At 62.7% G+C, this 11,943-nt stretch carries 9 protein-coding genes and 1 pseudogene; 5 read left to right on the forward strand and 5 right to left on the reverse strand.

Features of this window, described 5'->3' with window-relative positions; genetic code table 11:
• Window positions 1–59 precede the first annotated feature (59 nt).
• Window positions 60–2,696: a methionine synthase gene (gene metH / locus BES08_RS11270; RefSeq protein ID WP_008833158.1), complete on the forward strand. Its 2,637-nt coding sequence runs from the start codon at window positions 60–62 to the stop codon at window positions 2,694–2,696.
• Between the two features lie 42 nt (window positions 2,697–2,738).
• On the opposite strand, the gene BES08_RS11275 is transcribed toward metH, so the two are convergent.
• Complete coding sequence (locus tag BES08_RS11275) at window positions 2,739–3,002, reverse strand: hypothetical protein (RefSeq protein WP_069708330.1); 264 nt, start codon at window positions 3,000–3,002, stop codon at window positions 2,739–2,741.
• A gap of 192 nt (window positions 3,003–3,194) precedes the next feature.
• Here BES08_RS11275 and BES08_RS11280 point away from each other — a divergent pair, with 192 nt between their 5' ends.
• Window positions 3,195–3,785, forward strand: coding sequence for an NUDIX hydrolase (locus tag BES08_RS11280; RefSeq protein WP_008833160.1), 591 nt, complete (start codon window positions 3,195–3,197; stop codon window positions 3,783–3,785).
• A 63-nt stretch (window positions 3,786–3,848) separates the two neighbouring features.
• Window positions 3,849–5,732: a DNA helicase RecQ gene (gene recQ, locus BES08_RS11285; RefSeq protein WP_008833161.1), complete on the forward strand. Its 1,884-nt coding sequence runs from the start codon at window positions 3,849–3,851 to the stop codon at window positions 5,730–5,732.
• A gap of 464 nt (window positions 5,733–6,196) precedes the next feature.
• Here the strand turns inward: recQ and BES08_RS11290 are convergent, their stop codons facing one another.
• From BES08_RS11290 to BES08_RS11300, 3 genes are all read right to left on the reverse strand, one after another.
• Window positions 6,197–7,033, reverse strand: coding sequence for a 3'-5' exonuclease (locus tag BES08_RS11290; protein ID WP_231957954.1), 837 nt, complete (start codon window positions 7,031–7,033; stop codon window positions 6,197–6,199).
• 130 nt (window positions 7,034–7,163) lie between these two features.
• On the reverse strand, window positions 7,164–8,285 hold the full coding sequence (locus BES08_RS11295) for a metallophosphoesterase (protein ID WP_069708331.1): 1,122 nt from the start codon (window positions 8,283–8,285) through the stop codon (window positions 7,164–7,166).
• A gap of 10 nt (window positions 8,286–8,295) precedes the next feature.
• Complete coding sequence (locus BES08_RS11300) at window positions 8,296–9,216, reverse strand: SDR family oxidoreductase (protein WP_069708332.1); 921 nt, start codon at window positions 9,214–9,216, stop codon at window positions 8,296–8,298.
• Between the two features lie 111 nt (window positions 9,217–9,327).
• Between BES08_RS11300 and BES08_RS11305 the strand changes: the two genes are divergently transcribed.
• Both BES08_RS11305 and BES08_RS31790 read left to right on the forward strand, forming a co-directional pair.
• Window positions 9,328–9,912: a TetR/AcrR family transcriptional regulator gene (locus tag BES08_RS11305; RefSeq protein ID WP_231957977.1), complete on the forward strand. Its 585-nt coding sequence runs from the start codon at window positions 9,328–9,330 to the stop codon at window positions 9,910–9,912.
• Between the two features lie 36 nt (window positions 9,913–9,948).
• Window positions 9,949–10,459 (forward strand): annotated as a pseudogene (locus BES08_RS31790) (DDE-type integrase/transposase/recombinase); the annotation flags it as partial.
• A 259-nt stretch (window positions 10,460–10,718) separates the two neighbouring features.
• On the opposite strand, the gene BES08_RS32835 reads toward BES08_RS31790, so the two are convergent.
• Window positions 10,719–11,486 (reverse strand): hypothetical protein, encoded by a 768-nt coding sequence (locus BES08_RS32835; RefSeq protein ID WP_156799844.1) that lies wholly within the window; start codon window positions 11,484–11,486, stop codon window positions 10,719–10,721.
• Window positions 11,487–11,943 lie beyond the last annotated feature (457 nt).

Genomic DNA, 11,943 nt, shown 5'->3' on the forward strand with positions numbered 1-11,943 from the left:
GGGGGTGGGCCAGCACGCACCATTGATCAAACGCACCTCCTGAACCGAGAACAACACCCATGACCGCCACCCCTTCCGGCTCCCGTTTCGTCAACATCGGCGAGCGCACCAACGTCACCGGCTCCGCGAAGTTCAAGAAGCTGGTCATGGCCGGCGACTATCCCGCTGCCATCGAAGTCGCCCGCCAGCAGGTGGAGAACGGCGCGCAGGTCATCGACGTCAACATGGACGAGGGCCTGCTCGATGCCGTCGAGGCGATGACCACCTACCTCAAGCTGATCGCCGCTGAGCCGGACATCGCCCGCGTGCCGGTGATGGTCGACAGCTCCAAGTGGGACGTGATCGAGGCGGGGCTGAAGTGCGTGTCGGGCAAGCCGATCGTCAATTCCATCTCGATGAAGGAAGGCGTCGAGCCGTTCCTGGAACATGCGCGCAAGTGCATGGCCTATGGCGCCGCCGTGGTCGTCATGGCCTTCGACGAGACCGGGCAGGCCGACACCAAGGAGCGCAAGATCGAAATCTGCGAGCGCGCCTACAAGCTGCTCGTCGGCATCGGTTTCCCGCCGGAGGACATCATCTTCGACCCCAACGTCTTCGCCGTCGCCACTGGCATCGAGGAGCATGACCGCTACGGGCTCGACTTCATCGAGGCGGTGGCGGAAATCCGCGCGCGCTGCCCGCACGTCCACTTCTCGGGCGGCCTGTCGAACCTCTCATTCAGCTTCCGCGGCAACGAGACGGTGCGCCGCGCGATGCACTCGATATTCCTGTACCACGCGATCCCGGCGGGGCTGGACATGGCGATCGTCAACGCGGGGCAGCTCGACGTCTACGACCAGATCGACCCGGCGCTGCGCGAGGCCTGCGAAGACGTCATCATGATGCGCCGCCCCGGCGTGGGCGAGGACGGCAAGACCTCCACCGAACGCCTCATCGAACTGGCCGAGAGCTACAAGGGCAAGGACACCGTCGCCGAAAAGGCCGCCGAGGAATGGCGCGGCTGGGACGTCACCAAGCGCATCGAACACGCCCTGGTGCGCGGCATCGACGCCTACGTGGTGGAAGACACCGAGGAGGCCCGCGCCGCGATCGCCGCTGCCGGTGGCCGCCCGATCGAGGTGATCGAAGGCCCGCTGATGGGCGGCATGAACGTGGTCGGCGACTTGTTCGGCAGCGGCAAGATGTTCCTCCCGCAAGTCGTGAAATCCGCGCGCGTGATGAAGAAGGCGGTCGCGCACCTCATCCCCTTCATCGAGGCGGAGAAGGACGCCAAGTCCAAGGCGAAGGGCCGCATCATCATGGCCACCGTCAAGGGTGACGTGCATGATATCGGCAAGAACATCGTCGGCGTCGTGCTCCAGTGCAACGGCTACGAAGTGATCGACCTTGGCGTCATGGTGCCGTGGTCGAAGATCCTCGAATCGGCGAACGAGAACGAGGCCGACATCATCGGCCTGTCCGGCCTCATCACCCCCTCATTGGACGAGATGGTGACCGTGGCCGAGGAAATGCAGCGCGCCGAGATGAACATCCCGCTGCTGATCGGCGGCGCGACGACGTCCAAGGTCCACACAGCGCTGCGCATCGACCCGGCCTATACCGGCACCGTGGTCCACGTGCTCGACGCCAGCCGCGCGGTGGGCGTCGCCTCGCAGCTCTTGTCCGACACGCAGGCGGAGGGCTTCAAGTCCTCGGTCGCGATCGACTACGAGAAGGTGCGCGAGGCCCGCGCCAACAAGGGCCAGAGCGACCTGCTGCCGCTCGCCGAGGCGCGCGCCAACGCCTTCCCCACCGACTTCACCCAGAAACCCGCCGCGCCCGCGCAGCCGGGTCTGCATGTCTTCGAGGAATGGGACCTCAAGGATCTGGTCGAGACCTTCGACTGGACCCCGTTCTTCCGCGCCTGGGAGCTGGCGGGCAATTACCCCGCAATCCTGACAGACGAGGTCGTCGGCGAAAGCGCCACCAGCCTCTTTGCCGATGCGCAGGCGATGCTGGCAAAGATCATCGACGAGAAATGGCTGACTGCGCGCGGCGTCTGCGCCTTCTGGCCAGCCCGCTCGGACGGTGACGACGTTCTCCTCGATGCCGGCGATTCCGGGGCAACCCGCCTGCCAATGCTGCGCCAGCAGTTCAAGAAGTCGCGCGGCCGCGCAAACTTCTGCCTGTCGGACTTCATCGATCCAGCGGGCGACTGGCTCGGCGGTTTCGCGGTGGGCATTCACGGCATCGAGCCGCATCTGGAACGCTTCAAGGCCGCCCACGATGACTACTCGGACATCCTGCTCAAGGCCCTGGCCGACCGCTTCGCCGAAGCCTTCGCCGAACGCCTCCACGCCCATGTCCGTACGACCCTGTGGGGCTATGCGCCGGACGAGCAGTTCACCAACGAAGCGCTGATCCGCGAGGAATATCGCGGCATTCGCCCGGCGCCGGGCTATCCCGCCTGCCCGGACCATTCGCTCAAGCCCATCCTGTTCGATCTGCTCAAGGCGCAGGACAACGCCGGCATCGTCCTGACCGAAAGCCAGGCGATGCTGCCGACGGCGGCGGTTTCGGGCTTCTACTTCGCGCACCCGGAAAGCCAGTACTTCGGCGTCGCCCGTATCGGCCGCGACCAGTTGGAGGACTACGCCGTGCGCCGCGATGTGGATCTTCCTACCGCCGAACGCTGGCTGCGGCCCAATCTGGATTAAAGCGATGCGCCGTCCCCGACTTGCTGCGGGACGGCGCCACTTTCAGCCCGCCTGCCCCGCCCGCCACAGCGCGCGGTGGCGCAGGTAGGCATCGGCCACGTTCTCGCCCACGGCTACTGTGAGCACCGCCAGGGCAGCGTCGAGCCCCCGGCAAGCCAACTCGTCGATTGCCGCCGCATGATCCTGCCCTACTTCGCGCGCCAGCATCTTGAGCACATGCGCCTTTTCGGCGAACTCGATCTCGCTCAACCAGGACAGCCGGTAATCCTCGTTTTTCGCGGACGCGTCGTGTGCATGGCAACCCATCTTTGTCTCTTCCCGATTCTGACGGCTGCCTCCCACCCCTTGGGCCGATTCACATTCAATCGTTTGCAGCACTCGGAGAATTATCAGGCTCCCGGCAAAGCCATCGCTACCGCCCGGCTAGGGATATGCCACAACTGCCCAAAAGGCTTATTCGCACTTGCAACATGAACACTGCGCCACCACCCTGATCCCATGACCGCAGCACGCACCATTTCTTCCCGCATCATCAGTCGAACGCTCGTCTACGACGGATGGTACAAGTTCTATCGCCTCGAAGTGGAAATGCCCGACGGTGTCGTGGTGGAGCGCCATTTGCTTGACAATGGCTCGGCCGTGGCGGTGCTGCCATACGATCCGGTGCGCCGGGTGTGCATGCTGATCGACCAGCCGCGCGCGGGCGTGCTCGATGCGGGCGAACCGCCACTGCTGGAGGCCATTGCCGGTAACCTCGACGGCACTTCGCCAGAGGCGCGCATCGTCGAAGAAGCCTTCGAAGAAGGCGGCCTGCGCATTTCCGATCTCGAACCGGTGACCAACATGTGGTCGCTGTGCCCCGCCTCGACCGAGCGAGTACAGCTCTATCTCGCGCAGTATGCACACGAAGACCGCATCGCTGCGGGCGGCGGTGCGCACGACGAGGATGAGAACATCACCGTCCACGAGATCGGGCTCGACGCCTTGCGCGACATGGCGCTCTGCGGAGAACTGTCAGACGCAAAGACGCTGATCCTCGCGCAGGCGTTGCTGCTGAAGCACCCGCAATTGTGGGCCGATCGTCGTTAAATTACCGGAAACTTGCCTGCCGATGGTTTCCCCTCGCCGTCCTGATCTGCCATAACGCGCACCGTGAACGACGACGACTGGCCTTTCGAGACGACCTTCTACGGCGAACCCGACGCCGACATGATCGACCCTTATGCACCCGAGGTTGACTGGACCCCCGCGCCGCCACCCTCCGGCGAGGCGGTGTCGAAAGCGCTGCACGACGTCTTCGGTTTCTCGGGCTTTCGCGGCGTACAGGATTTGGTGGTCGATCGCGTTATCCACGGCCAGTCGACGCTGGCGATCATGCCCACCGGTGCGGGCAAGTCGTTGACCTACCAGTTGCCCGCCGTGCTGCTGCAGGGCACGTGCGTGGTCGTCTCGCCGCTGATCGCGCTGATGCACGACCAGTTGCGCTCCGCCCGCGCCAACGGCATCCGCGCCGCCACCCTGACCAGCGCCGACACCGATCGCGGGGCGACCATGGACGCCTTTCGCGCCGGCGAGCTGGACCTGCTCTACATCGCCCCGGAACGCGCCAGCCAGCCGCACTTCCGCGAACTGCTGCTATCGGCCCGGGTCGGTCTCTTTGCGATCGACGAGGCGCACTGCGTCTCCGAATGGGGCCACGATTTCCGTCCCGATTACCGCCTGCTGCGCCCTTTGCTCGATGCGTTCCCGCAAGTCCCACGGCTGGCGCTGACGGCGACTGCGGACAACCACACCCGCAGCGATATCCTCGCACAACTCGGTATTCCCGACGAGGGGCTGATCGTCGCCGGGTTCGACCGGCCGAACATCCGTTATGCCATTCGCCCGCGCGAGAGCGTAGGCCGTCAGCTCAAGGCGGTGGTCGAGGAGAATCCCGGTCCGGGGATTATCTACGCCCCCACCCGCGCACGCGTAGAGCAGCTGGCCGAGAGCCTTGCCCGCGACACCGGCCGCCGCGTGCTGCCCTATCACGCAGGCCTCCCGCCCGAAGTCCGCGCGCGCAACCAGGCCGCATTCGTGGCGAGCGAGGACATGGTGATGGTCGCCACGGTCGCCTTCGGCATGGGCATCGACAAGCCCGACGTGCGCTTCGTCGCCCATGCGGGCATCCCCAAGTCGATCGAGGGCTACTACCAGGAAACCGGCCGCGCCGGGCGCGATGGCGATCCTTCGGTGGCCATCATGTTCTGGGGCGCCGACGACTTCGCGCGAGCGCGCCAGCGCCTGTCCGAGATCGAGCCTCACCGCCAGCAGAGCGAACGCCAGCGCCTCGATTCGCTGGCCGGTCTGGTCGAAACCGCCGAATGCCGCCGCGCCGTGTTGCTGCGTCACTTCGGCGAAACCCCGGCGCAGACTTGCGGCAACTGCGACAACTGCCTCCAGCCTGTCGGCGTGGTCGATGTCACCGATGTCGCGCGCAAGCTGCTATCGGCCGTCTATCGCACTGGGCAGTCCTATGGCCTGGGTCATCTGGAAAAGGTGCTGACCGGCGTTTCCGATGACCGCGTGCTGCAGCGCGGGCATGACAGGCTGTCGGTGTTCGGCATCCTCACCGAAGACGAAAAGCCGCTGCTGAAAGCGCTTGCCCGCGCTCTGCAGGCGCGTGGCAGCCTGACCGCGACCGAGCACGGCGGTCTTGCGCTGGGAGGAGACGCTCGCGCGATCCTGAAGGGGGAGGCTGCTGTAGCGATCGTCGTGCCACCCAAACAGGACCGCAAACGCCGCTCGCGCGGGGGAGATGCCGGAGCCAATCCCGTCGGCGACCCTTTGTTCGAGGCGCTGCGCGAGTTGCGCCGCGAGCTGGCAAAGGAGGCAGGCGTCCCGCCCTACGTCATCTTCCACGATTCGACCTTGCGCGAAATGGCCGGCTCACGCCCATCCTCACTGGCGGAACTCGGCTTGGTCGGGGGCGTCGGAACACGCAAGCTGGAAGCCTATGGCGACGCGTTCGTCGAGGTGATCCGGCGCCACGCCTGACCCCGTTGAATTTGGCGATTCCGCCAGGATCGACCTTCCCGTCTAAAAACATATCGGTTTGGCGAAGCGGACGCCTGGATCCATCCAAGGCGGGAGCTGGCCGAACGAAAGCCCTAGAAGCGCCTCGATGCGGTTACGGCGGATTCTTCTAGCCGCAACCCGCGATCACCAGAAAAGCAAAAAACCCCGGTTTCCCGTGGCTTTCGACTACTTACGATCACCTTCGAAAAGGTGATAGAGCGCGGCCGCGCCAAAGGCGCGGGGCAGCACCTATCCTGCCCTTCAAGCTACCCCGATTCTGCGACACGAAAAGGATCAGGGAAGAAACTCACCCATCCGACGGCCGTGTCCACAACCCAAACGCAAGATGCCGAGGAAAGCATCGATCAGCGCATTCCTCAGACTGGCGGATTCACACTGCCCGGGAATGCCGTTCGCAGGCGCTGACAGGAATGAATGCCGGCTCACCATGCCCGGTAATAGACCTCGCTCATCAGCCAGGCTCGCTCCGCGTCGTGATCCGCTTCCGCGATCTCGGTGGTCCAGAAACGCAACGCAGGATTCCAGCGATAGCCCCGCGCCTTCAGACGGTCCTTGGAATCGAAGGGAGCGTCGACCGCATTCACCTGGAAAGACGACCGCTCCGAACATGCGATCAGCCTGGCCATCACGGTCTCACCGTCCGGCAAGTCATGCGCGAGCAGGTATATGAGCGCTAGGATGTCGTTTTCGGCCCGGTGACCTTCATAGAACCAGCCGCACTGCGAGACGAGATGGGCAAGCGCACGCCCGTCGAAGCCGAGTTCGAGCCAGTCCAGTTCGGACATCGAGCAGGCCCAGGCCTTGCCGGCAAGCGCGGGTAGTCTGCGATCGACGAATGGCCGATCGAAACGCGCATTGTGGGCGACGATCAGATCGGCGGAGGTCAGGATTTCGAGCGCAAGGGTATCGTCGATCACCTGGTCCGCCACGACCTCATCGGTCAGGCCGGTCAGTTTCGTTATCCTGGGATCGAGGGGCACGCCCGGATCTTCACGCCACACGCGGGCCTGACCGACCTGCACGATGCGCCCGGCATCGTCGTAGCGAAATCGCTGCAGGGCGAGTTCGATGATCCGGTCGGATTCGTAGTCCAGTCCGGTGGTCTCGACATCAATCGCAACGCCGATCCGATTGCGAGCGCCAGGCACCGGGCGATGAAACCCCGCCACCGGACGAAGCTTGCGCAGCACACGGTATTCGGGATTTTCGGCCAGCAGCGAAGCGGCTCGATTATAGGCATCGGGCGAGACGGTCACCATGTCCGGCTCTCTAGCTTCAGCAACAGCCAAGCGAAAGTCGGACTGCTGCGCGATCAGACGTGAACCTTCGGAGCTGCCAAAGCGCATGGAAACCGATCGACCTCACACCACACGCTCAGTGGCAGCGCGCTCAGCCGATCGCGCGATGCAAGGTGATCAAGGTCAGTTCGGAAGGCTTGCCCAACCTCAGAGCGAACCCCGGCCAGATGCCGGTGCCGTTGTTGACGTAGAGGGCCATGTCGCCAACAGCGTAGCATCCCGAGACGAAGCCGCCATTGCCTCGCGCGACCAGACGGTCGAGCCCGACGATCATGCCACCATGAGTGTGCCCTGATAGTTGCAGCGCAACACCGCGCTCCGCCGCTTCGCGCGCCTGCCCGGGCTCGTGATCGAGCAGGACGATCGGTGCGCCTAACGGCGAACCATCGAGCGCCTTCCCGAGGTCCGGGAGCGGCTTGCCAACACTACGCGCCGACGGATCGGTGAGGCCGGCGACGACCAGCGCGGCATCGCTGCGCTCAATCACAGCGTGAGCATTCGCCAGCACCCGCATGCCCAGCGAGGCAAGGTGCGCCATCCACGCATCGTAACCGGAGAGGTATTCGTGATTACCGGGGCTGAGCCAGACCCCATCGCGCGCACTCAGTCCGCGCAAGGCTTCGACGCCTGCACGCCGGTTCTCGACGCTGCCGTCGATCACGTCCCCCGTTATCAGGATCAGGTCAGGCTCCAGACGATTGGCCGCCTCGACCACGGCGCGGGTCCAGCTCGCGGGAAAGAGCCTGCTGATATGCAAGTCAGTGAGGTGAACGAGGGTATAGCCGTCGAAGGCTTCCGGAAGGTTCCGGATCGCTATCGAGACTTTACGCAGGCGCGGCACGCCGATGGCTTGCCACACGCCGATCGCCGCCAGCACGAAGGCCACCCCGGCAATGGCATAGCGCGCTTCGACCCAAGGCGCCGCGCCGCCGATCCCGGCTATCGTCGCAGCCAGCCTCAACGCGTCGAGCGCGATCTGGAAGACAGCCAGCAAGGCGATGCCTCCGAACAGCCAATTGAGCAGGATGATAAGCGGGCGCGGGAACTCCGGGCTGAAGACCGATCCCGACGAGAGACGGCTCCACAGATGGGACTGTGAGCCGATGAGCAGGACCAAAGCGACTGTCAGTTTGATGCCGTCCGCCCAGGGCAGCGGCAACAGCGTGCGCGCCACGACGTAGGCCCACGGTAGTGCGAAGATCAGGTGGAACATTGCCTGGGGTTCAACCGAAGGTCACGCCGGTCATCGCCTCGGACCGGGACCAGAGCTGCGCGGCCACGTCGGCATCCAGCGCCTGCGGTTCGATCTTGCCGGGGCCCGGCGGCCCCTTCAGTTCGCGCAGACCCTGAGGCCCGAAATACTGGCCGCCGCTGATGCTTGGCATGGTCGCTGCCATCACTTGCGGCAATGCGCCTTCAGCGGCAGAATGGCCGATCAGCTTGAGCGCAATCGAGCCGCCCCAAGCCATCAACCGACTGCCCGGACCGGGGCCGTTTGCGATGAGGTCGGTGGCAGCTGCGCCCGGGTGCGCCGCGACGCTGGTGAGCCCCCAGCCCTTGGCCTTGCTGCGCCGGTCAAGCTCGAGCGCGAACATCAGCATCGCAAGCTTGGACTGCGCATAGACCGGCCAGGGCTTGTAACCTTGCACATACTCGAGGTCATCGAGCCGGATGCTGCCACTGCGATGGGCAATGCTGGCGACCTCGACCACGCGCGCCCTGCCCGCGATCAGAATGGGCAGCAGCCGCCCGGTCAACGCGAAATGCGAGAGATAGTTAGTGGCGAACTGCATCTCATGGCCGTCGATCGTGGCTTCGCGCTGCGGCAGCGCCATGATGCCGGCATTGTTGACGAGGATATCGATCGGGCGTCCACTCGTCAGTTGCCGTTCGGCAAAATCGCGAACCGAACCAAGGCTGGCGAGATCGACGAGATCGAAGCGCACCCGGGCCCCGGGGTGGCGGCTGCGGATCAGGGTTTCGGCAGCGCGCCCCTTGTCAAGGTTGCGGGCCGCAACGATTACCTCCGCCCCGGCTCCTGCCAGAGCAAGGGCTGTCTCCAGGCCCAGTCCACCGGTCGCTCCGGTGACGATCGCCAGCCTGCCGGATTGGTCGGGAATATCCTTGGTGGTCCAGCTCGCCATATTTGCTATCCTTCGCATCGATCAGCCACAGGAGGGCGCTGGGCGCGATATTGTGCACTCAGTGCAAATATACAAGACGTGCAAGAAACAATCTCACCTGTTCCGGTCGGCTTGCGTGAGCGCAAGCGGTCGCAGACCCGCGCCCGTATCCAGGAGGAAGCCATGCGCCTTTTCCTTGAGCACGGGTTCGAGGCGACGACGCTCGACGACATCGCTGCAGCTGCAGACGTCTCGCGGCGCAGTCTGTTCCATTATTTCGGGTCTAAGGAGGAGATCGTCTTCTCCACCAAGGCCGATTTTCCGGCGCTCGTTGCCGCGGCGATAGGGCGGCGACCAGTCGAAGAGCCTCTGTTGGACATGGTCGAGAATGCGTTTCTGGAACTGGCGGAAAGTCACCTCTCGGAACCGGCGCGCAACCTTGCCAGGCTCATCCAGGACACCCCCGCGCTCAGCGCTGGCGACCAGGCCAAGTACGAGAAGGTCGAGCGTGTCCTCGCTCAGGCACTTGCTGAGAGAAAGGGACTCCCCGAGATCGACATCGACTGCCGCGTCACTGCAACGGCCGCGATCGGTATTCTGAAACTATCAACTCAGGCTTGGCTCGCCGGAGATGATATTGGTCCCGACACCTTCGGCAGGACCGCATTCGCAGCCCTGCGCCGAGTAGCCAGGCAAGCGCCCGACGTCCGCGAATAGTCTGCACTTGGGCCGATAGGCGGGCGTCCTCCGGCGCCGAACATGCCTTGGGTCTCCGACTTCACGTATGTCGCGACCTGAGCGGGGTTCGTCTACATTGCATTCGTGATAGATGTATACGCCCGCTATATCGTGGGTTGGCGTGTCAGCCGGATAGCCCACCCTAGCTTTGTGCTGGATGCACTGGAGCAGGCTATCCACGACCGATGGCTCGTTCATCGCGGCGGCCTAGTACATCATAGCGACCGCGGATCACAATACGCGTCCATCAAATACACTGAGCGCCTCGCTGAAGCTAGCATCGAGCCGTTCGTCGATAGCGTCGGCGACAACTACGAGAACGCTTTGGCCGAAACGACAAACGGTCGCCGAGGTGATCCATCGTCGAGGACCCTGGCGCTCGTTCGAAGCCATCGAATACGCTACCTTGGAGTGGGTTGATTGGTTCAACAACAGGCACCTGCCGGAGCCGATCGGAAACATTCCGCCGGTCGAAGCCGAGCAACGCTACTATGCCATGCTAGACGACGTCCCACTGGCTGCCTAATTTGACAAAAACTGGCCTCCGGCAATCCCAACGCGGTTCAACCTACCTGATCGCAGACGCAGGACTTGTGTCCTGAGCGCAAGTGATTGTTGGCAGCATATTGTCGTTGCTTCTACGAGTGTAAGTGACAGATTTTGGGCGGGGAGTAGACTAGCATTTTACGGATTCGGAGCGCTTGAAACCTGCCCCACGATTATAATGCCCGCGGTACCGACGACGGATTAGTGGGCGCGCCTTCCGAAGGCGCGCCTATCAGTACTCACTTCAACCCTTCTGAAGCGGTCTTCGTCGAGCTCAGGAAACCCTTCACGGCTCCGGCTAAGGGGGCGAGGTTAGCATTACCGACGGAAGGGACATTGCAATTTGCGAGCTTGCGGCACGTGGGTTCGTAGATGGCAATTGAAAGCACATTCGTGATGCTCGATGTATCTTGATCGAAACTTCCGGCAGCACCCAAATTAATTCCGCTGAAAAACGCTGTAATCCCACCGCTCTTCTTTTTAAGAATCGATACCTCGGCAACCGAAAGAAGAGCTGCACCAATATAAACCAAGCGAGGCTTTCCTACTCCCGGATCTTCTGAATTTTTCCCCCAATCAGAACTCTGAGGCATTGTCGAGACGATGAATTGTGCCACATCCGAGACCTGAATAGACGCCTTTTCGTCGTTTGATAAATTGAGATCGATAATCGGTATCACAGCCTTCAGTCCCGACGTCTTCGAAATCACGGACCGATAAACAGGCTTGGTGCTTTCCAGCGTCACCTTAACAACCGGTACGTTTGTGCTACCAAAAGAGGCTGGACGATCAGCCATGATCTCAACGACTCCATCCGGCCGAAGTATACCCCAACGACCTACCAACTCCTCGGCTTTATCTTTATAAATTGCCACTGAAGTCGGATCTGCAAAAGTTCTCTTTGACAGAACGGAGGGTACTGGAGCGTCAACATTCCACTGTTGCGCGTTGGCGGTGGCGCACAACGTGAGCAGACCAACAGCGGATACATATCTGAGAAAATTCATACTGCCCCCTACCAGCTATTCCCAAGGCACCAAGACTTACACTTGGATTAGGTTCAGGCAAGCTGCAATTACGATGCCTGTAGATTAGGTCATGAACTTCAGCCGCTTCGACGACGCCTCCCGATACCGGCGGCGAAGGAAATGGAGATGGCGATATGGGCGGATCAACGGTAGCCTCTATGAGATGCCATGCCGCGGTTCATGAACTGCCGGCGAGTTCTAGGGTGGATAACGTTTACTTTAGATGACCGCTATCGGGCGCGTTACTGTCAGTAGGCTGATAACAGTGTGGATGGCAGTTTCCGGGAGAAGCTGTCGTTAAAGGTCAAGCGAGGGAACGGCGGCCTTTGGTCAACACCTCCCGGAATACCGGACCTTCGGCTCCTGAGGATCGAAGATCGGATGCTGAGCGTCTTCAAAGGAGGGATCAACGTCAGGCCTTCACCCCAGGGCTAAT

The organism is Novosphingobium resinovorum (genome assembly GCF_001742225.1).
Classification (GTDB): domain Bacteria; phylum Pseudomonadota; class Alphaproteobacteria; order Sphingomonadales; family Sphingomonadaceae; genus Novosphingobium; species Novosphingobium resinovorum_A.